Origin of the sequence: Bifidobacterium apri (genome assembly GCF_009299485.1) — a bacterium.
GTDB lineage: Bacteria > Actinomycetota > Actinomycetes > Actinomycetales > Bifidobacteriaceae > Bifidobacterium > Bifidobacterium apri.
Genome location: NZ_WBSO01000003.1, coordinates 98,540 through 121,000 on the forward strand (window position 1 = coordinate 98,540; position 22,461 = coordinate 121,000).

10 protein-coding genes and 1 pseudogene are annotated in these 22,461 nt (G+C 60.9%); 4 read left to right on the plus strand and 7 right to left on the minus strand.

The genetic code is table 11. The features are described 5' to 3' along the window. Nucleotides 1-61: 61 nt before the first annotated feature. From DSM100238_RS03040 to DSM100238_RS03065, 6 genes are all read right to left on the minus strand, one after another. Nucleotides 62-1,114: a PucR family transcriptional regulator gene (locus DSM100238_RS03040; protein ID WP_167511005.1), complete on the minus strand. Its 1,053-nt coding sequence runs from the start codon at nt 1,112-1,114 to the stop codon at nt 62-64. Between the two features lie 10 nt (nt 1,115-1,124). Beyond that, nucleotides 1,125-3,299: a DUF6020 family protein gene (locus DSM100238_RS03045; protein ID WP_240812311.1), complete on the minus strand. Its 2,175-nt coding sequence runs from the start codon at nt 3,297-3,299 to the stop codon at nt 1,125-1,127. 148 nt (nt 3,300-3,447) lie between these two features. Further along, complete coding sequence (locus tag DSM100238_RS03050) at nt 3,448-3,837, minus strand: hypothetical protein (protein ID WP_152355266.1); 390 nt, start codon at nt 3,835-3,837, stop codon at nt 3,448-3,450. Continuing rightward, on the minus strand, nt 3,824-5,041 hold the full coding sequence (locus tag DSM100238_RS03055) for a DUF4417 domain-containing protein (RefSeq protein WP_152355267.1): 1,218 nt from the start codon (nt 5,039-5,041) through the stop codon (nt 3,824-3,826). The genes DSM100238_RS03050 and DSM100238_RS03055 overlap by 14 nt, the downstream gene beginning before the upstream one ends. A gap of 11 nt (nt 5,042-5,052) precedes the next feature. Then, nucleotides 5,053-5,484: a hypothetical protein gene (locus tag DSM100238_RS03060; protein ID WP_152355268.1), complete on the minus strand. Its 432-nt coding sequence runs from the start codon at nt 5,482-5,484 to the stop codon at nt 5,053-5,055. Between the two features lie 401 nt (nt 5,485-5,885). After that, complete coding sequence (locus DSM100238_RS03065) at nt 5,886-6,983, minus strand: ImmA/IrrE family metallo-endopeptidase (RefSeq protein ID WP_152355269.1); 1,098 nt, start codon at nt 6,981-6,983, stop codon at nt 5,886-5,888. Between the two features lie 481 nt (nt 6,984-7,464). Here DSM100238_RS03065 and DSM100238_RS03070 point away from each other — a divergent pair, with 481 nt between their 5' ends. Further along, entirely contained in the window at nt 7,465-8,334 is an 870-nt protein-coding gene (locus DSM100238_RS03070; RefSeq protein ID WP_240812312.1) for a biotin--[acetyl-CoA-carboxylase] ligase, read from the plus strand. A 188-nt stretch (nt 8,335-8,522) separates the two neighbouring features. On the opposite strand, the gene DSM100238_RS03075 is transcribed toward DSM100238_RS03070, so the two are convergent. After that, entirely contained in the window at nt 8,523-9,137 is a 615-nt protein-coding gene (locus DSM100238_RS03075; RefSeq protein ID WP_152355270.1) for a biotin transporter BioY, read from the minus strand. Nucleotides 9,138-9,386: 249 nt separating this feature from the next. On the opposite strand from DSM100238_RS03075, the gene DSM100238_RS03080 reads away from it, so the two are divergent. From DSM100238_RS03080 to DSM100238_RS03090, 3 genes and pseudogenes are all read left to right on the plus strand, one after another. Next, nucleotides 9,387-11,261: an ATP-binding protein gene (locus DSM100238_RS03080; RefSeq protein ID WP_152355271.1), complete on the plus strand. Its 1,875-nt coding sequence runs from the start codon at nt 9,387-9,389 to the stop codon at nt 11,259-11,261. Nucleotides 11,262-11,302: 41 nt separating this feature from the next. Continuing rightward, a pseudogene (locus DSM100238_RS03085) lies at nt 11,303-12,850 on the plus strand (acyl-CoA carboxylase subunit beta); the annotation flags it as partial. Nucleotides 12,851-12,940: 90 nt separating this feature from the next. Beyond that, the gene (locus tag DSM100238_RS03090) at nt 12,941-22,372 is read left to right on the plus strand and encodes a type I polyketide synthase (RefSeq protein WP_152355273.1); all 9,432 of its coding nucleotides are present in this window, start codon (nt 12,941-12,943) and stop codon (nt 22,370-22,372) included. Nucleotides 22,373-22,461 lie beyond the last annotated feature (89 nt).

The window sequence follows — 22,461 nt, forward strand, 5'->3', positions numbered from 1 at the left end:
TGGCCGTCGCGGCCGCTCAGACAATCGCATTGCGCAGTCTCAGTCAGGCGTATGTGAGGTGTCAGACTTGCTGGAAGCCGTTGTCGCGCCACAATCCGGCATCGCGGAGCCGACCGAGCGTAATGGCCGTCGAAAGCACATACGCCTCACGCGTGTCGGTCGCATCCCAACCGCAGATCTCAGTCGCCCGTTTCAACCGGTACCGCACGGTGTTCGGATGCACACTCAACGTGCGGGCGGTCGCATCCAAAGACGCGCCGGAGTCGAGGAAAATGCTCACGGTCTGCAGTGTCGGATCATTGGGATTGTCGCCTTTGAGCGCCTGATAGATCGACGTGACCAGTTCGTCGCGCGCGTCCTCGTCTCCCATCAGGGCACGTTCGGGGAGCAGATCCTCACACCGCATAGGTTGCGGTACTTCGCGTGTGCATGCCTTCAGCGCGAACAGGGCGTTGATGGCGGCGCGGATGGCTCGCGACGCACCGTCGGCGTTCTGCCGTGTGGGACCGAGACATATCGGCTCATGCCCGTCGAAGCATGCTTCGGCGATCCGCGCGACCTCATCCGGACTGGTTCCGTCATCGACGCGTACCAATGCCACCAGATGTCCGTCATGTTCGCCGATCAGACAGTCCTGTGGAGTACCGTCGGCATGCGGTCGCAGATGGCCGCGAATCGATGCCGCGCATGCTGCAACGTCTCGCGATGGGGGAGTGCCGGCGATGCTGCAGCACACGAATTGCGCCGGCCACCCGAGCATGTGCATCAGCGAGACGACCCGTTCATCATCGGTGCTTTCCGCGAGGCAAGCGAATACGATGGATTCCAGCAGGGATCGTGCGTCCGCCGGGCGCGGGGACCGTGGCGCCTTCGAATCAGCAATGGCCGAAGTTGCCGAAGTGGTCGAAGTCGTTACAGTATCGGAGGTTCGGGCTGCTTCGGCTGTTTGCGCTGTTTCGGCCGATTCATCCGCAGCATCCGCCCCGTCCACGCCGGCAGGCTCATCACGTTCCAGTACATCGTCCCCCAGCAAGGCGGCGAGTCGAGCCATCAGCAAATCGAGCATATCCCCGCGGTCGGAGCCCGATCCAGGGCGTACAGAAGCGGAAACCATACTGACCAGCCTAGTCCTGCCCGGAAGCACTGTCACGGTCACGTCCACTGGCATGTGCTCGAGATTCGGCCGCGGCACGATTGCTCGACCCGCGCGCCGACTCACGCCAGTAGGTCAGCACAACAAAACAAAACACGAAAGTCACCGGCAGCATATGGCGTTCGAAGTTGTTCGCCGGCGACGTGACCATCACGCCCATCAGCAGCAGCAGCGGCATATGCCACGCGAGGGTGCGCCAGCGCCGGCGGATCACCTCCGCCGCGCCGAACAGCAAGGTCATGATGACATAGAAGTTGCCGTGCGTCACCCACCCGAGCACCGGGATCTTGCCCCAGTCGCGCGCGAATGTTGCGATCTGCGCGCGCCATTGCGGCTGCCAGTCTTTGATCCACGCGGTGCTGTTCACATAATCGCTCGTCACGTAATAGTCCATGGAGACGTAGGGCAAATCCGTGATATCGAAATAGCCGAAACATTCAGCGAAGAACGCGTCCGCCGCGATGACGGGGTTCGCCTTGACGATCTGCCACCATGCGCTGTTGAAGTTCGCCATATCCTCTTTCGTCACGGAACGCCAACGGTAGCTGACTTTCTTCGACTGGATTCCGGAGGATTTCACCGGGTCGGCATCCTGTTGGAAATAGGATTCGCCCATCTGGTCAAGGTTGAAAATAGGAGCGAGTTTATCCGCAGCGTCCTTCGGGATGCCTTCGGGATTGAGCTGTGCGACGCGCGCGATCTGCTGCAATTGGATCCCCCGGCTTTCAATCGGGTCGCCGTTGATGACTTTGCCGCTCGACACGAGCATGACCAGACCGCCATGCAGGATGATTGCCGGCAGCAGCATGGCCGCGAGATAGGTTTTCCACCGTTTGCGATCGGCGATGAGCATGATGATGGTCTGTGCGAGCAGGATGTACCACGCGTATTTCGCGCTGATCAGCATGACGCAGGCGCTGACGATGAACGCGGCGAAAGCGCGTGCGGGAAGGCGTTGGGGCTTGCCGCCGTGCCTGCCGCGAGTCATATGCAGTTGATAGGCGATGCCGAACCACCAGACGAAGGCGAACGCGAACAACGGCGATTTCGTCAGGCTGATGGTGGCGAACACAGGAATCGGGCACAGCAGGAAGAACAGGATGACGATGGTGCGTTGCCAGACCCCGGCACGCGTGATGGCGTTCGGATAATCCTCAGGCCTGGTTCCCGGCTCGCTGGCTGGCGGCAGCATTCCGGCGTCGTGATCGGCCTCCTTCTTCAGCCACGGAAGATTGAGGAACCGGTGCATTGTGGCTGAGCAGCAGAACACCGCGAACAGAAACTGCAACGAGGAAAGCACGACGTACCCGGCGTCATTCGAACCGGTGAAATACCGGGATGCGGCGGCGACGGCGCCATAGAACACGGTAAGCACCAGATTGTGCTGATCGGTCAGATACGTCGGGTTCTGCGGCCATAGGTAATGGGCGGTCGGATAGATATCCATCGGCACGAACGCGAAGAACCCGGTGTACGGCTGCTGCAGGCCGGTCCATTGGTTCCAAGCCCAGCTGAATTCGCGGATTTGTGAGCGGATGTCGGCGCCGAATGCGGACAGCAAGGTGACCGGCACCCACAACCAACCGATGAACATGATCAGCGCCAGGCCAATCCAGCTGCTCGTGCATCGCATGATGATGCGCGGCGTGCGGCTGCGGATCGCACGCCAGCAGCGTCCCATGGCCCGCGCGAATCGTGTGGTTGCGAACCGCCGCCATCCGCGTGCCAGGGCGTACAGCGGTTTGAGTATGTGCCGCGGCCATCCGGTGCGGCAGAAGGTTTGGATCGCCTTTGCCGCTCGACGGCAGGTGGACCGTAGGGATGGGGGGATGATGATCCGCCCGCCGCCGAAACGCACCAGGGCGATGAGCAGCGCCATATAGATGATCAGCGCGAGCAGGAAATACAAGGTGTTGGCCATCGTCCAGTCGGCGATGCTTCCGCCAAACCAGTAGAACGGTCCGATCGCCGTGCAGAAACTCAACCAGAGGACGGCGAGGACCGCGAGTGTCCATCTGGCAATGGCGCCGATCGGTACACGGTGTAGGCCGCGCCCGCGTTCCGTCGCTTCGGCGCGCCCCGCTGCCTGATCGGGCTGCACGGATGGCGGTGTCGTGGCTCTCGTGGTTCGCGTGGCTTCGGTCATGCTTGAGCATTGTAGTCTGACGCAAGGAGCCGCAGGATGCCTAGCGGTGGGAGAGGACTTGGTTGGACTGGGAAATTGAGTGATAATCAGAATGCAGCGTTCAAGCGTTTCGGAAGGCTTGAACGCTGCATGCTCTGCGGTCCAACTTTCACGCTATGATGGCGTACTTCACACCGGCGTTAGCGAGCCGCACAGTGTAGGCTTTCAGCGTGGCGATGTCGTAGTCGCGCAGGATAGGGTTAGTGTTAGTCGCCGTCAAGCAACTGCTGGCATCGATAATGAGCAAGTCAAGTTGGTTTGCCGTGACGAGGAACACGTTCCAATCTTCCTCTGTGTCGATCATTTGATCCATCCGGCGGATGCTAACCGTACGGGTGAAACAAGGAGTCAATACATCGAGAAGATTCCATGGAGTGCCGAACTCTTGAAAATCGGATGATTCGGCCGATTGGTTATTGACTTCCAGCGTTTGCCCTTCATATTGAGTTGAGTTGAGGAGGAACTTTTGCCGGGTGTATTTCGTTTTAAGCCTGTTCATCAGCATCAGCCTCCCGCAAACAGGATTCATCGGAACCGGCAGTCTTATTTCGGTGGAATGTACGTGATCGCAAGTCGGGGAATACTGTGTAATCGATGTGCAAGTCATCAAGTGTCTCGCGGTATTCGTCCTTGAGCGTGCCGTAGTAGTACAGCTTCTTGGGCAGAGCGACCAAGGTTTTCATGCGTAGATAATAGTCATTCAGCTCGGTATGCCCGTCAGCGCATCCCAATGAGCCCACTGCGTATTGCGTACCATGCGGATACGCGGTGAGGCTTTCGAACGTATCCGAATCGCCTGTGCGGAAATTAGGCATGATTTTCACACCACGATTGCCAACATAGAGTGTTGCGAGCATGGATAGGAGAATGTTAAACTTCTGCTGATTTTGATCCCATTGAATTCGGGGGCTCAGATCAAACCCTGCCATGGCCATGAATTTTCGATACTCATGCAAATCTTCGTTCATGTGGACGATTCGTCGGTAGTTCTGCTCGTCGCTATCAAAATGACACAGCACGGTGTTTGCGGGGTTGGTGGCGAAGTGCCTTTGACGCCAAGGCAACATGTCTGCTGGTTCCTCTGCAAGAAGCATGCTCTGAGGGAACTGGGGCCATCCATTATTGGTGAATTGGATTCCGTGGGCTTTTGCATCTTCTTCCAAGAACGTCGCCAAGCCTTTGATGTCCAGAGACTTGCCGGAACCGAAACGTGAGCGAATCGATTCGTCGGATGAGAATCCATTCATCATGGGCATTGGCCCGGTTTCAGGTCGCCAAGTCTCGTCTGAAGTTAGTACAACGGTGCCATCGCTCGTCTTGTGAACGCTTGGATTAGGGATTGTGGAGGGTACGATAAATGCGTCGATATCGACGTAGTATCCCGTCTTCTTGGCGAGTTGCATTGCGTTTAAGAGTTTGTGCAGTGCTGATTTCTCCACTTCCGATCGGGGCCTTGCCAAGCGGTGCTTTACCTTGTCGATGGCGTCATCCAGATACTCGTACCCCAATTCGGCCTCTTCATCTATGTCGATGAGCAAGTCATAGCATTCGCTGAACTCTTGGAACACGCCATATTCAAGTGCCATGAACTCATCTTCGGTGAACGCTGTCGTGTGAGCATCGGGGGAGCGATACAGGTTCTCCGAATCCAGAGCAGCCTCGGCAGTGAGTGGCACGTGAACGTAGTAACGATATTCGCACATGATATTATTCCTCACATCTCTTCTCTGTGTTTGATTCGGTAGTGGGTATAAGCGTTCTTGTCAGAACGCTTGCGGCCGTGCTGTTTGCCTTTCTCGTCTGTGTAGTTGTCGGCGGATTGGCCATGTACGTCAAGATAGTGAAATCGATCCCCAGAGTCTTTGGGAATAATTTGTGCCACTCGTACATAGCCTGCAACATCGGCAATAACAACCATGGTTCTATCGGCGTTGTAGTAATACACCTTTCGACCGTGGATTTCTGCATGCGCACCTGGTGCGATTTCTTCAACCACGTCGTTGATGTTGGCCTTCACCCAGTTCATTCCGAATCGTCGAATTTCGAGATAGGAGTTTTCAAGGTTCTTGGCTAAGTCCTCGTCTATCTCTGATTGCTTCTTTATTGCTGTGACTGCCATCGAATATTCGGTCTTTGCATCAGACATAGCAGTCACCGTCTTTCGGCGGCTTGCTATTCACAGTGTTGCGGGAAGCAATGCAACTGCAGCTCATACATGTTGCAACTGTGCCGTATTTGGTGGTTGGCGGTCTTTGCTCGAAGCGAGAATCTTCGCAGCATCGTCGATTGTGCTGTAATTGTGCCATGTTGACCTCCCTCATATAGAGAATCGGCGTTTGTCTTTCCGACATGGCACAATCAACAAGTGCAACTTCGGCTGGTTCTACCATGTCGAGTTTTCGGCGTATCGGTCTGCAAACTGATGCGCCGAAGTCTTTCCATAGTCACCTTTCGAAAGATGACAAGTGCAGCATACCTTCACATTTACGAAGGATACGTTGCGATGAGGCTCTATTTCATGGAATCATATGTTTCTCCTTTTGCCGTCTATGAGTTAGTGATTTCTGATAATTCGTAGTGTGGTATTCGGTCTGCATAATGGCTCCAGTCGAGGATTTTGTCTTTCTGAAGACGACCGAGGACAATCCACGCGGGGATTCCCTCTTGCATGGCAAACGTTTCGATTCCCGGCCATGTGACGCAATTGGGTGTGCGGATAAAGTCGGAGTATGCCCTGCGATTAATGAGTGTGTCTTGTGCAAACTGGTCGGCATTCCGCTCGTTGTCGCCCTCTACAGAATCGAAGTCCACAAAACGTGTGGTGTAATCACCATGGAGCACATGTCCTATCTCGTGAAAAAGCGTGAACCAGAAAGAGTCCGCACGTTTGCCGCGATTTGTCAAACACATGATAAGGCTTTTGCCTGGAATCTGCTTGATGAATCCCTGTACTGGGGCGCCTCGGAAGTTCCTCACAACAGAGAACGCTATGCCGCATTCGCACAGAATTCGTTGTATATCTTCCACTGCTTGACTGAACGTTGTGTTCATCAGCTTCTTGATGTCGGGGATACTGGATTTCAGATGTGCAATGTTCGGTACCTGATCGGAAACGATTCCCTCGGTCTCTTTTTCGCAGAGCCGTTGCCAAGCGAACAGAACGTAGGGGTCGGCTGTAATGTTGTCTGTCACCTGTGCACGGTATGCGGCGTTGTACGTGACCTTGGTAATCAGCGTCAAGTTGCTGATGCCTAATAGAGATCGTAGTTGTAAGACTTTCGCGGTATCACCACACCCGTTGTGCATCCATCCGCGCTCGATGGAGAATTCGATAATCTCATGCAAGGGTTTGAGAATTGCCAATTCGGCGTCGGTGACCTGTTTCTCCTCTTTTAACTGCTCTTGCCATGCGTCGTAATCGGTCTGTATACGTAGCCAATAGGAGGTATCAGCATTTGCATCTGCGAACACGTAGCCAAGCTTGCGTGCGAAAGACGAAGAAATGCCTCGCGCACCGTTGATAACGGTGGAGATGTGTTTCTCGGTGACGCCTGTACGCTGAGCCAGTTCTTTGCGGGGCATGCCTGTCTCCGCTAGCTTTCGCTCTAGGGCAGTCCCGGGACTCATTGGTTCATTACCGTCCATGTCTTCCCTCCTTTTCAAATACGTTACCACAATATATCGAAGAGTGTAGACAAGGATTTTACCAATATTGGTAAGATATTGTCTTGTCGTTGTGTCCTCAATTTGTTTGATGTCTGCGGGGGTGTCTGCCGATTGGTTCAGAATCCATTGTTGCGCCTATGGGAGGGGGATGTTGCCAGTCGGCAGTAGTCGTGATACTAACGCTGTGACAACCAACAGAGAGGGCTTTGCCGCTACTGCCTTGACCGGCATGATTCCGTTGTGTGAGGATTGGCTCACAGATTGGGTGGTTTGGTGGTTGGGATCGGGCGTTCGGGTGGGTCTGATGCCTGTTGTGTGAGGATTGGCCCACATGGTGGCCGGCTTGGTGGCAACGTATCTTGGCCGCCTGCCGGTTCTGCAGCCGCGGTCAATCCGCAACTTGGGTGCATCCGGCGCGTACATCCGCGAAAAACGCGTCGTTCGGCGGTAGGCTGGGGTCATGATGACGAAACAGGGCACGATTCCGCGCATGCCGCGGACCGAACAGGAGGCTGACCGGCTGATCGCGCTGGCGGAAGTGGATTCCACGAATGTGCTTGCCGGTGAGATGCTGAAGGACGGGCGGATCGGCGGCAATCCGGCAGACGACGGGAAGATCACGGTGATTGCCGCGGATTATCAGACAGGCGGGCACGGCCGGCTCGGACGCGCGTGGGTGAACCGTCCGGGCGAATCGTTCACCGTGTCCTTCGTCACGGTGATGCCCGCCGATGTCGTCGCCGACAACACGGTCAACGGATGGCTGCCGACACTCGCCGGCTTGGCCTCGCGTGATGCGATACGTTCCGCAGTGCTTTCCAGCGGCGCCCGCCCGCGTCAGCAGGATTGCACGCTGTCGATCAAATGGCCGAACGATATTTTCTGCCATGGCCTGAAACTCGGGGGTATCCTGGTGCAGCTCGTGCCCTTGGATGAGCATCGCACCGGCGTGATCATCGGCATCGGCATCAATCTCGCCCTGCGTGCGGAAAGCCTGCCGACCCCGCAATCCACATCCTTGCAGCTGCATGTCGACCCGTTGCCGGACGCGCAAGTGTTGCGCGACCTCATCGCGGCGGGAATCACAGCCGGCCTGCGCGACCGCATCGCCCGGTTCGTCGATGACCGGACAACGTATGCGGCGCAGTTGCTGGAGGAAACCCGGCAGGTGAGCTGGACACTTGGCAGGAGGGTGGAAGCCAGACTGGTCGGGGGCGAGACGATTGTAGGGCGTGCCGCCCGCATCAATCCGGATGCCTCACTGGCAATCGTGGACGACGGGGGAGTCGAACATACGGTGACGACCGGTGATGTCGGTGTTCTTGACTGATGAGCCACTGATAGCTCACTGCCCGCCGGCTTATGCCCTGCTGTCCGCGAGGTGATAGACGGCATACACATACGTGAAAGGCCGCCGCCCCATGCAATCGGGACGGCGGCCTTTCGCTATCGACTGGTGCGACTAGCGCATCCTGCCGTTACTTGCCGTTATTTGACATTATCTGCCGTTCTTCGACGTCACTTGGCATCACGGGAGATACGCGAGGACAGCCCGCTGACGACGGCGGAGGCGACAACCGCCTTGAGCAGGTCGCCGCCGATGAAGCCCAGCGAGGCAAGCGCCACGGCGGACAGCGGAACATGGGTGAGCATCGCCTGGATGCTCACGCCGAAGGCGTACACGACGACCACGCAGCCGACCAGCGAAGCGCCGAAATATCGTGCTGCGGTCAGCCAGTAGGAGCGGGCTCCGGCGTCGCGCGCCTTGCCTTTGAGCAGGGAGGTGATAATGACGCCCGGCAGGAAGCCGAACAGGAAGCCGGCGCTCGGACCGACCAGCGCCAGCGTGGACATGCCGCCAGAGAACACGGGCAGGCCTGCCGCTCCGGCGAGCAGGTAGAGGACGACAGCGCCGCCGGCCTCACGCCAGTCAAGGCTCAACGCGGCGAGCATGAGCACAAACGTTTGCAAGGTGATGGCGACCGGCGTACCGGGAATCGGGATGCGCCCAGCGGCGGCCGCAGCCCACAACAGCAGGGCGAACAGCAGTGACATGCCTGCCGAACGCAGCAGGCGACGGGCGATGGTCGGCGTCGCGGAAGTGACCGTGGCCGATGGGGTCTGATGTGACATGGGAATCCCTTCCTTTCATGGAACGCCCCAAGTCAAGGGCGTGCTGGCCATCATTCTATGAACCTGATTACGTCCTCCGATGTCGCCGATGTATCCCCATGGTTGCACTGAACGCGCAAAATGGCGGAATATCGCCGATTATCGTGAAGTAACTTACGGTGACGTTTGTGGAAGGGTACAAAAAGATCGCCGATTCTTTGTTGTCCATGCCCCCGTCCGCCGTGTCCGCGGCGGCATAGGTTGGAACGTATGGTCAATAATGTCAGCAAACTTCTGGTGGCGAACCGCGGCGAAATCGCGCTGCGTGTCGTGCGCACCGCCCGTGAGATGGGGATCCGTACGGTTGCCGTGTACGCCGAACAGGATCGCGACGAACAGTATGTGGATATGGCGGATGAGGCTTATCTGCTGCCGGGCGACACGTATCGTGATACGTATCTCAACGAGGATCTGCTGATCGGCATTCTGCACCGGAGCGGTGCCGACGCGGTGCACCCGGGGTATGGTTTCCTTTCTGAAGTCCCGTCGTTCGCAACCAAGGTGCGTGAGGCAGGAGCCGTCTGGGTCGGCCCCGATCCCAAGGCCCTGGTCGATTTGGGCGACAAGATTACCGCCCGCCGGGTTGCCGCGCGGGCGAAGGTTCCGCCAGTCCCCGGTATTTCCGAGCCGGTGCGGGATATGCGTGAGCTGCTTGATTTTGCGCAGACGCATGGCTATCCGATTATGATGAAGCGCACGGATGGCGGCGGTGGCCGCGGCATCACCATTGTGCACAATGATGATGAGCTGCGCAGTTTCTATTTGAGCCATGATGCGTTGCAAGGCGGAGACCTCGACGAGTATTTCGTCGAACGCTTCATCGACAAGGCACGGCATGTGGAAACACAGTGCGGGCGTGACAGCCACGGCGATTTCGTCGTGTATTCGACGCGTGACTGCTCGGTGCAACGCCGTAACCAGAAACTCGTCGAAGAAGCTCCCGCCCCCTTCCTGCCCCCGAAAGCGCTCGAAGCGTTGGAACGGTATTCGCGCGGCCTGTTCGAAGCAGTGGATTACGTTGGGCTCGGCACCTGCGAGTTCATGCTCACCGAGCAAGGCAAAGTGTATTTCCTGGAAGTCAACCCGCGATTGCAGGTCGAGCATACGGTCAGTGAACAGGTATGCGGACTGGATTTGGTGCGCGAACAGCTGACCATCGCCGCAGGCGGGCATCTGACCCACCCGGAAGGCATCCGCGGGCATAGTTTCGAGCTGCGCATCACCTGCGAGGATCCGGCGACGAACCTGACCCCGAGCTCCGGCACGCTCACCGGCCTGCAATGGCCGGCGGGACCGGGTATCCGCGTGGATTCCGGTGTGAAAGCGGGGGATACGATCTCCCCGAAGTTCGATTCCCTGATGGGTAAACTCGTCGTCACCGCACAGGACCGTGCGACTGCGGTCGCTCGTGTGCGACGGGCGCTTGGCGAGCTGCGTATCGAAGGCGTGCCTTCACCGGCGAGCCTGTTCGAGCAGATATTCAACGATCCTGAATTCACCGCCGAACAGCATCCGTTCAGCGTGTCCACCAAATGGCTGGAACGCAAGTACCTCAACCGTGAGCCGGCGGCAGCGGGGGCCGGACAGCCTGCATCCTTGGCCGGAGGGGCAAGCGAGAAAACCGCCGCCAGTGATTCCTTCGTCATCGAAGTCAACGACAAGCGCGTCAAGCTCACCGTCCCCCAGACGATTGTCGACGGACTGACAGGCGCGGCTCGCGCACGATCCGCACATCGTGTCACCCAGCCGTTGCGCGGCCAGGGCCTGCACGATATCGGCAAACCGAAGGCCGATGACGGCGCGAAAAGTGGCATCATCTCCTCGCCGATGCAGGCGATTGTCACCCGTGTCAACGTGGCGGAAGGCCAGAGCGTCGCCAAGGGCGACCTGCTGGTCGTACTCGAATCCATGAAGATGGAAAACTACGTGTACGCGCCGGTCAACGGCACGGTCAAGAAGATTTGCGTCGGTCCGGCGGATGGTGTCGAAGGCGGACAGACGCTTGTCGAGCTTGATATTCACGCCGCCGACAGCGCGCAGTCGGGGACTGCACCAGACAAGGACGCGCAAGGAGGACAGCAATGAGCGAAACGCTTACTGCACCGCAACCATCCACGGCACAGGATGCGACCCAGCCGATTCGACCGGCAGTGGGGCGCGCCGCGGAACTTGCACGCACCGCCGAAGAACATGCCCGCGAACGTCAGCATGCCAAAGGCAAAGGCACAGCCCGCGAACGTCTCGACCTGCTGTTCGACGCCGACAGTTTCCAGGAAATCGGACGCTTTGTCGGCGGCGATATCAACAAAGGGGTGGCGGGTTCGGCCGTCATCACCGGGTTCGGCAAGGTGTATGGGCGTACGGTCGCCGTGTACGCGCAGGATTTCTCGGTACGCGGCGGCACGCTTGGTGTTGCCGAAGGCGAGAAGATCTGCCATCTGATGGATATGGCCATCAGCCTCAAAGTGCCGATTGTCGCGCTCATTGATTCCGGCGGCGCGCGCATCCAGGAGGGGGTCGCGGCGCTGAGCCAGTACGGGCGGATCTTCAAGAAGACCTGCGAGGCAAGCGGTTTCGTCCCGCAGATTTCCATTATCCTCGGCCCGTGCGCAGGCGGCGCCGTGTATTGCCCGGCGCTGACCGACCTGATCATCATGACGCGTGAGAACTCCGACATGTTCGTCACCGGTCCGGACGTCGTCAAGGCGTCTACCGGCGAAACGATCAGCATGGCGGATTTGGGCGGCGGATACGTGCATAACGTGGTTTCCGGCGTCGCGCATTATCTCGGCGAAGACGAGGCGGACGCGATTGATTACGCGCGTACCGTGCTCGCCTACCTGCCGTCGAACTGCCTGAGCGAGCCCCCGGTGTTCGCCTACGCGTCCACCCATGCCGATCAGGCGGCCGCCTCGCGCGTTTCGACCATCGTGCCGGACAGCGACCGTCAACCCTATGACATGCTTGATGTCATCCACTGCATCGTCGACTACGGCGAATTCGTCCAAGTGCAGGAACTGTACGCGAAATCCGCGGTCGTCGGTTTCGCTTGTATCGAAGGCCATCCGGTCGGTGTGGTCGCCAACCAGCCGAATGTGCTCGCCGGCATTCTCGACGTGGAATCCTCTGAGAAGGTCGCACGTTTCGTGCGCCTGTGCGACGCGTTCAACCTGCCGGTCATCACCCTCGTGGACACACCGGGGTACAAGCCGGGAAGCGATCAGGAGCACGCGGGTATCATTCGCCGCGGAGCAAAGGTGATTTACGCGTATGCCAACGCGCAAGTGCCGATGGTGACGGTGATTCTGCGCAAAGCCTTCGGCGGCGCCTACATCGTCATGGGGTCCAAAGCGATCGGCGCGGATGTCAACCTCGCATGGCCGTCCAGCCAGATCGCGGTGCTTGGCGCCCAGGGCGCGGTCAACATCATCCACCGCAAAGACCTGCAGAAAGCCAAGGAACGCGGGCAGGACGTGGAAGCGTTGCGCGCGAAATACGTGGCCGATTACGAAACCACGACCGTCAACGCCAACCTCGCGATGGAAACCGGGCAGATCGACGCGATGATCGACCCCGAACAGACCAGGGACGCGATCGCCGGAGCCTTGCGCACGCTCGCAGGCAAGCGTCGCTGCCGGCCGGTCGACAAGCATCACGGCAACCAGCCGATGTGACCGCTCTGTACTCGCTTCCAAATTGCCCAATATTGTCCAACCATCAATCAGCAACACACGAATCGAAGAGAAACCAGCAAAGGAACAGCAATGACCAGTACAACATCGTTTTTGTCCAGGCTTGTTGACGAACCGCACGCCGTGGTGTTCGGCGGACAGTCCACGCCGTGGACGGCAGCGCTCGCCGACGCCATGGACGACCCGACTCTCGCCGCTGACTTGCGCGCCCAAGTGCTTGCGGCGGACCGCATGCTCACCCCGGTGGCAGCCGACCTGCTTGCGGTGACGGGCCATCCGACTGACGTGTTCGGATTCAGGCCGTCCGGTGCCTCGCTTGGCGCCGCAGCCGACGCGTCCGTCAGTGTCGAAGGTATCGCGCTCACCCAGCTTGCGGCGATTATGGACGCTGTGCATCTGGGCTACAGCCCCGCTTCGAAACCGGTGGCGCTGCTCGGCCATTCGCAGGGCATCATCGGCGTGCATATGGCCCGCGAACTGCAACGTGCAGGCTCACTTGAAGCCGCGCAGGAACCGATTGATGAAATCCTCGCTGTCGCCCGTCTCATCGGCGTCGCCGGCACCCGTCAGGCGCGTCTGCTCGGCCTGCACGCGAAATTGGAAGGCGCCACCCCGATGTTGTCGGTCAAGGGAGCCAACCGCAAGCAGACTGAAACCTTGATCGCGCGCATCCCGGCGACGCGCGGGCCGATTTCCATCGCTGTCGAGAACGCGCCCGACCATCAGGTGTTGTCTGGATATCCTGAGGATTTGACGCTGTTTGCGCTCGCCGTCGGCAAGGAGCATCGCAAGCAGGCTCGTCTGCGTGAGCAGAAGGTTCGTGGCGGTTCGGTGTTCGACCCGACGCTTGAATATCTTGATGTGACGCTGCCGTTCCATTCCCCGCTGATGGCCGATGCCGTCGACCAGACGGTCGCGTGGGCGCAGGCTTGCGGGTTTGACGGGCTGCGTGCCCGCGAGCTCGCCGAGGAGGTGCTCATCAACCATGTGGATTGGACCGGCAGGGTGCGCAAGCTGCTTGCGTCCACGGATCCGTCCGCATTGTGGATCATCGATATGGGGCCGGGAACGACCGCCGGGAAACTGGTCGCCGCGCTCGCCCAAGGCAGCGGTGCCGGCGTGGTCGAGGCGGCAAGCTCCGCTGACCGTGCCGCGCTGTCCACGTTGACCGGCGATCCCGAACGCTTGCAAAACTGGAATGTGTACCGTCCGCGCGTCATCCACACGCCGGCCGGCGACCGAATCGGCACGAAGTTCAGTGAGCTGACCGGCAAACCGCCGATCTTGCTTGCCGGCATGACGCCGACCACCGTTGACCCGCAGATTGTCGCGGCTGCCGCCAATGCCGGGTACTGGGCCGAACTCGCCGGCGGCGGCCAGGTGACCGCCGAAGTGCTCGACCGGCATCTGTCCGAGCTGGAAGATGAGCTTGAAGAAGGCCGCACGGTCGAATTCAATGCGATGTTCATGGACCGCTACCTGTGGAACCTCCAGTTCGGCACGCAGCGCCTGGTGCCGAAGAAGCGTGCCTCCGGCGCTCCGATCGACGGCGTGGTCGTGTCCGCTGGTATCCCGGAGTTCGACGAAGCCAAGCAGCTTATCGCATCCCTGCGGGCGGACGGCCTTCCGTACGTGGCATTCAAGCCTGGCACGGTCGATCAGATCCGCCAGGTGGTGCGCATCGCGAAGGCGGTCGCCCCGGTCACCATCATTGCCGAAGTCGAAGGCGGTTCCGCCGGCGGCCACCATTCCTGGGAGTCGCTGGACGATTTGCTGCTTGACACGTATGCCGATGTGCGCGGTTGCGAGAACCTCGTGCTGGTCGCCGGCGGCGGCATCGGTACACCTGAACGCGCCGCGGATTACATTTCCGGCGAATGGTCCCGTGCTTACGGCGAGCCGGACATGCCGGTGGACGGTGTGCTCGTCGGCACTGCCGTCATGACCGCCAAGGAGGCGCACACCAGCCCGCAGGTCAAACGTATGCTCGTCGAAACCCCCGGCATCACGCTCGAACAGGGCGGCGACGATCCGTTCGCCCCGCGCGGCGAACGTTGGGTGCCGTCCGGCAAGGTGGTCGGCGGTGTCAGCTCCGGCCTGAGCCACCTGCACGCCGATATTTACGAATTGGAGAATTCCTCCGCACGCTGCGGCCGTCTGCTGGTCGAGATGATGAAGCATCCCGAGCAGATTGAGTCTCGTCGCGCCGAAATCATCGACGCGCTCGACAAGACCGCGAAACCGTATTTCGGCGACGTCGCTTCGATGACCTACCGTCAGTGGGCGCAACGTTTCGCTGATCTGTCCTTCCCCTGGGCCGACCCGACCTACGCGGACCGCTACCTGCACCTGCTGCAGCGCATCGAAGCCCGCGTGCGCGATCAGGAATCCGGCGAATTCACGCCGCTGTTCGCCGTACGCGCCGATGTGGAATCCAACCCGCAGCAGGCGTTGAACCAGCTCGGGGAGCGCTACCCTCAGATCGACACGCTTGAAGTCGAACCGACGGATGCCGCATGGTTCATCACCTTGGTCAACGAATACCCCAAGCCGATGCCGTTCGTTCCGGTGATCGACAACGACCTGCTGCGCTGGTGGGGCCGCGACCAACTGTGGCAGTCCGAAGATCCGCGCTACAGTGCGGATGCCGTGCGCATCATTCCCGGCCCGATTTCAGTCGCCGGCATTACGACCGTCGATGAGCCGGTCGCCGACATTCTCGGCCGCTTCGAACACGCGGCGCTGGAACGCACGCAAGTCCTGGCGGCGCAGTCGGACGAGCCGGCTGTCAACGCCCTCGGCACGCTCGCCGGAGCAGGTGACGTGCAGGCGTACGTGCGCAGCTGCCCGAACATTTCCTGGATCGGCCACGTGACTGGCAATCCCGCATATGGAACGGCTGCGGATGACGCGAACTACCGTATCGACGAAGTCGGCACGGACGGAGACAACACGCTGCTGGATCTGGACATCCATCTCGACACCTTCTGGGACAAGGATCCCGACGGCGGACTCGGCAAGCACGCGGTGCGCGATATCGTGATTCCGCTGACAGTGAGCGGTACGGATTGCGGCCGTCTGCCTGTTGTCGACCGCAAGCGTCTTCCGGAACATGTGTATGCGATGCTCGCCGCCGTCGCGGGTATCGGCAACACCGCGATTACCGGCGACCGGCTGACCGCGATGCCGCGCATCACGCCGTCAGACGACACTGAGCACTATCCGTTCGGCGTGGCGCACGCCCAGTACACGCTGTCCGCGAATCTCGGCGTCGATCATGAGGCGGCGACCGCAGGAATCCTGCCGGGAGATCTCAATGCTTCGCGTATCGCCCCTGACGCGTTGGTCGGCCCGGCGTGGCCGGCGATTTACGCGGCGCTCGGTTCGGTGAGCGTCAACGGGTATCCGGTGATCGAAGGTCTGCTCAATGCGGTTCATCTCGACCATCTCATCGAACTGCAGGTCCCCCAGACGGAGCTGTTGCGCCACACCGGCGAGCAGATCAGCCTGACCAGCTGGGCTGATCCGTACGCTGAATCCGCTTCCGGGCGTGTGGTCACCATCCATGTGACGCATACCGCAGACGATGGCACGATTCTTGCGCATGAGACCGAACGTTTCGCGATCCGTGGTCGTGCCTACAGCGACGAGCTGCCTGTCGAAGCTCCCGATTACGGCGAATATCTCACCTATCGGAATCATCCGTCTCATACCCCGAATGAGGATGATGCGAAGGATCAAGCCGGTCAGTCCACCGAGCCGACCCCGCGCCGCCTGCTGCGTCGCGTCACCGTCCGAGCCCCGCATGAAATGACCGCATTCGCACGGACTTCAGGCGATTTCAACCCGATTCACACCTCCGTGCGCGGCGCTGCCATCAGCGGCCTGGACGCTCCGCTCGTGCATGGCATGTGGCTGTCCGCAACCGCCCAGCATGTTGTGCAGGCGAGCGATGACAAGGGTATGCATTACGAAATTGCCGGCTGGACCTACAACATGTACGGCATGGTCCAGTTGGACGATCAAGTGGAAATCACCGTCGAGCGCGTCGGCCATATCCGTCACGGCGGGCTGCTGCTCGAAGTCACCTGCCGCATCGACGGCCAGCTGGTTTCGCGCGGCACCGCCGCCACCCGCCCGCTCGTGTCCGCCTTCGTCTACCCGGGGCAGGGCATCCAGAAGCAGGGCATGGCTCTGGATGAGCGTGCGAAATCCCCGGCCGCCCGCGAAGTGTGGGAGCGCGCCGACGCCCTGACCCGAAGCAAGCTCGGCTTCTCGATCCTTGCTGTCGTGCGTGACAACCCCAAGGAACTCACCGCGAACGGCGTCACCTACCGGCATCCCGACGGGCTGCTCAACCTCACCCAGTTCACCCAGGTCGCGCTCGCCACGGTCGCATTCGCCCAGACCGCCCGTCTGCGCGAAGCCGGTTGCGACTTGTGGCCGTCTTACTTCGCCGGCCATTCGCTTGGCGAATACAACGCCTTGAGCTCCTTCGCGGGCATCATTCCGTTGGAAACCGTGCTCGAGCTCGTGTTCCACCGTGGTTCCACGATGCACCATCTCATCGAGCGCGACGAACAGGGACGCTCCAACTATCGCATGGGCGCGCTGCGGCCGAACCAGTTCGGCGTCGGCGATGACGGCGTCGAAGAGTACGTCGAAAGCATCGCCAAGCAGTCCGGCGAATTCCTGCAAATCGTCAACTACAACCTTGCAGGCCAGCAGTACGCGATCGCCGGCACCATCGCCGGGCTCAAGGCGCTGAAGGCGGATGCCGCCCGCCGTGTGGCGGAATACGGCGGCAAGCCGGCCTTCATGCTCGTTCCCGGCATCGATGTGCCGTTCCACTCGAGGCTGTTGCGCAAGGGCGTGCCCGAATTCCGCGACAAGCTTGACGCGCTGCTGCCGCAGTACATCGACTACCAGCGTCTGGTCGGACGGTACATTCCGAACCTTGTGGCCGTGCCGTTCGAAATGACACGCGATTTCGCGCGCAAGATCCTCGACGTCGTGCCATCCGAACGCATCAAGGCCGCGCTCGACGACCCGCAGGTGTGGGATTCCTATGCCGCCGACGAGCAGAAACTCGGCCGCCTGCTGCTGACCGAACTGCTGTCTTGGCAGTTCGCCAGCCCGGTGCGATGGATCGAAACGCAGGACCTCATGTTCCGCGCGACCGCACACGACGGGCTTGGCGTGGAGGAATATGTCGAGGTCGGTCTGGGCAACGCCCCGACACTGGCGAATCTCGGTACGAAGACCTTGCGTCTGCCGCAGTACACCGGCCGTCATGTGACCGTATACAACGTGGGTCGCGATGAGGGCCGGATGTACATGACCGATACCGATCCGCTCGTTGAGGTTGAGGACGAGGAGGATAGCGCCGCCGCGTCTGCCGCTCCGGCTGCTGCTTCTGCGTCGTCCGCGGCTCCCGCCGTCGCTGCTGCGCAGACCGCTCCGGCTGCTGACTCTGCGGCCCCTGCTCCTGCCGCCCCGGCTGCTCCCGCAGCCGCATCCGGCGAACGGCCGGCGGACATCCCGTTCCATGCCTCCGATGCCATCGCGGCGCTGCTCGCATATGCGGGCAAGATCCGCCCCGATCAGATCGGCGACAACGACACGACGGACACGCTGACCAACGGCGTATCCTCCAGGCGCAACCAGCTGCTGATGGATATCAGCTCCGAGCTGGGCGTGGCAAGCGTCGATGGCGCCGCCGAAGCTCCGGTCTCCGCACTGAACAAGCTGGTCGACAAGGTCGCCCCGAATTACAAGCCGTTCGGCCAAGTGCTCGCCGATATCGTGCGCGATCGCATCCGTCACCTGTTCGGTGCCGCCGGTATCAAGCAGGCGCAGGTCGAGCAGCGGGTGACCAATACGTGGCAGCTTGGTGAAGGCTGGGCCTCCCACGTACTCGTTGCGCTTGTGCTCGGCACGCGCGACGGCGCATCCTCGCGTGGCGGGGATCTGGCGACGCTCGGCACCGAGACCGCCCAGAACCAAGCCGGCGCCAATGCCCTGATCGATGCCGCCGTTCAACAAGTGGCCGCCAGCCGCAGCATCACAGTTGCGCTGCCCTCCGCTTCCGGTTCCGCATCAGGCGCAGTGGTTGATTCCGCCGCTCTTGACGCCTTCGCGCAGCAGGTCACCGGGTCTACCGGCGTGCTCGCATCCACCGCCCGCTATGTGCTCGATCGCCTCGGGCTGAACGCTCCTGCGGCACAGCCTGAAGCCGACGATGATGCGGCCGTCGTCCAGACTGTCGCCGCGGAACTCGGAGCCGACTGGCCCAAGCAGGTCGAACCGCGCTTCGACGCCCGCAAGGCCATCGAATTCGATGACCGCTGGGCCAGCGCGCGTGAGGATCTCGCCCGTCTGTATTACAACGATGACCGTTCGGTCGCCGGACTGGACTTCACCGGCGCCGGTGATGCGGTATGCAAGCAGGCCAAGTGGTTCGCAGCCAAGGCCGAACGCGAGGACAACCGCGATCTCGCCGCGATATACGACACCATCGCCACGCAGGCGCTCGCCGATCCGAAGGCCGATCCGGCGGCGTCCCGGTTCGCCGGCGATATCGCCGTCGTCACCGGTGTCGCCCCGCGTTCCATCGCAGCCCAAGTCGTGTGCGGTCTGCTGGCCGGAGGCGCGACTGTCGTCGCCACCTCGCACAGCTTCAAGCCGTCCGTCAAGCAGTGGGCGAAGCAGGCATACCGTACGCATGCCGCTGCGGGCGCCCGCCTGTGGCTTGTCCCTGCGAACCTGTCTAGCTACCGTGATGTCGATGCGCTGGTCGATTGGGTCGGCCATGAGCAGAAGAAGACATCCGGTGCTACGACCACGGTGATCAAGCCGGCGTATGAGCCCACCTTGTTCTTCCCGTTCGCCGCACCTCCGGTCCACGGCACCATGGCCGATTCTGGCGAACTGTTCGAATCGCAGGCGCGCCTCATGCTGTGGGGCGTGGAACGCGCGATCACCGGCTTCGCGGCCATCGGCTCGGATACTGACGTGCAGCATCGGCTTCACGTGATTCTGCCCGGTTCGCCGAACCGCGGCATTTTCGGCGGCGACGGCGCCTACGGCGAAGTCAAGAGCGCATTCGACGCGATCGTCAACCGCGCCCACGCCGAACGCGTGTGGTCCGGCCGCGTCACCTTCGCCCATCCGAAGATCGGCTGGGTGCGGGGAACCGGTTTGATGGGCGGCAACGACCCGCTTGTCGAAGTGGTCGAACGCCACGGTTTGAAGACCTATTCGACCGCGCAGATTGCCGTCAAGCTCCTCGAACTGTCCACGAAGGAAGCACGCGAACAAGCCAAGACCGCACCGCTGGACGTGGACCTGACCGGAGGACTGGGCGGTGAGCCCATCGATATCAGCGCTTTGCGCCGTGAGGCCATGGAAGACGCAACACGCGCCGAATCGCAAGCCTCCGACAACGGCCAGAACGCGGCAGCCACCGCCACGGCCACCATCAAGGCCCTGCCAACACCGCGCGTACCCCGCCAGCCTGACATCAATCTCGACGACTGGAGCAATGTCACCGCGCGGCCAGAAGACGAAATCGTCATCGTCTCCGTCGGCGAACTCGGCCCGTGGGGTTCCGGTCGCACCCGTGCCCAAGCGGAGCTCGGCATCCACTCCGACGGCAGCGTTGACCTGTCCGCAGGCGCTGTGCTCGAACTCGCGTGGAATATGGGCTTGCTCACTTGGCAAGACAGTCCGAAAGCCGGCTGGTATGACACCGATGGCAACTTGGTGCCCGAAGAGGATATCGCTGAACGGTATCATGACGAGGTCGTGGCGCGCAGCGGTGTCCGACCGTTCGAAGACGGCATGGGCTCCGACTACCTGCGTGACGGCGAGCAAGGCGGCAATGACGAGGAAGAGGCTGAAATCTTCCTCGACCATGATGTCGAATTCTCCGTACCCACCGAGGATATGGCCCGTGAATACGTCAAGCTTGACGAAGCACACACCAGCATCCGCGAGGATGCCGAAGCAGGCGAATGGGTGGTCACCCGCCATGCCGGCTCGATGATCCGCGTGCCGCGCCGCGCAACCATGACCCGAACGGTCGGCGGCCAGTTCCCCAAGGGCTTCGACCCGCTCAAGTGGGGCATCCCCGCTTCGATGGTCGGTGCGGTCGACCCGATCGCCCTGTGGAACATCGTCACTGCGGTGGACGCCTACCTGTCCGCAGGCTTCACGCCAACGGAGATCCTGCAGGCCGTACACCCCTCCATGGTTGCAAGCACGCAAGGCACTGGTTTCGGCGGTATGCAGTCGATGCGCAAGCTGTATCTCGATCGCTTCCTCAACCATGAGATTCCGACCGACATCCTCCAGGAGGCGCTGCCGAATGTGGTCGCCGCCCATGTGATGCAGTCGTACATCGGCGGGTACGGCAATATCATCCAGCCGGTTTCCGCTTGCGCGACTGCTGCGGTCTCCGTTGAGGAAGGCGCCGACAAGATCGCGCTCGGCAAGGCTGATTTTGTGGTCGCCGGCGCCATCGACGACATCGGTGTCGAGTCCGTCATCGGGTTCGGCAATATGAACGCCACCGCGAACGCCCAAGAGATGTACGCCAAGGGTATTGACGCGCGCTTCTTCTCCCGTGCGAACGACCGTCGTCGCGGCGGTTTCGTCGAATCGCAGGGCGGCGGCACGATTCTGCTGACTCGCGGCGATATTGCGCTCAAGCTTGGCTTGCCGGTCGCCGGTGTTGTCGGATTCATCCACTCCTACGCGGATGGAGCGCACACCTCGATTCCGGCTCCGGGTCTGGGGGCGCTCGCCGCCGGCATGGGCGGCCGCGATTCCAAGCTGGTGCATGATTTGGCGCGGCTTGGTGTCACCCCGGACGATATCGCCGTGGTTTCCAAGCACGACACGTCCACGAACGCGAACGATCCGAATGAGTCCGAGCTGCACAACACGCTTGCGCATGCCATCGGCCGCACTGAAGGCAACCCGCTGCTGGTCATCTCCCAGAAGAGCTTGACTGGTCATGCGAAGGGCGGCGCCTGTGTGTTCCAGATTAATGGCCTGACCCAGCTGTTCCGCACGGGTATCGTCCCGGCGAATGCGTCGCTCGACTGCGTCGATCCGAAGCTCAAGCGGGACGACTTCATGGTGTGGCCGACCAGCCCGATCAAGGTCGGTCCGGTCAAGGCGGGGTTGGCGACATCCCTCGGGTTCGGTCATGTCGGCGGTTTTGTGGCGATTGTCAGCCCTGGCGCCTTCGAGGCTGCGGTGGCGCACACTGCGGGCGATGGGGCGTTGGAGGCGTGGCGCAAGCGCGCGAACGGACGTCTGGCGGCGGGGCACCGTCGTCTGGAAGAAGGCATGATGGGCCATGCCGCGCTGTACGAGCCAATCGATGAGCGTCACTTCCACAAGGACGGCCACGGATACAACGCCCACGAAGTCGAGAAGGCCATGCTGCTCGATCCGAATGCGCGTCTTGGCGCCGATGGGTATTACGAGGCCTGACTTCCGTGTGACGCCGGATTGTCTGGATTGGCCGGATGATCCGTAGCGCTGATGATGCTGCGTCCGCCGACACTGAGAGACTCCCGGCG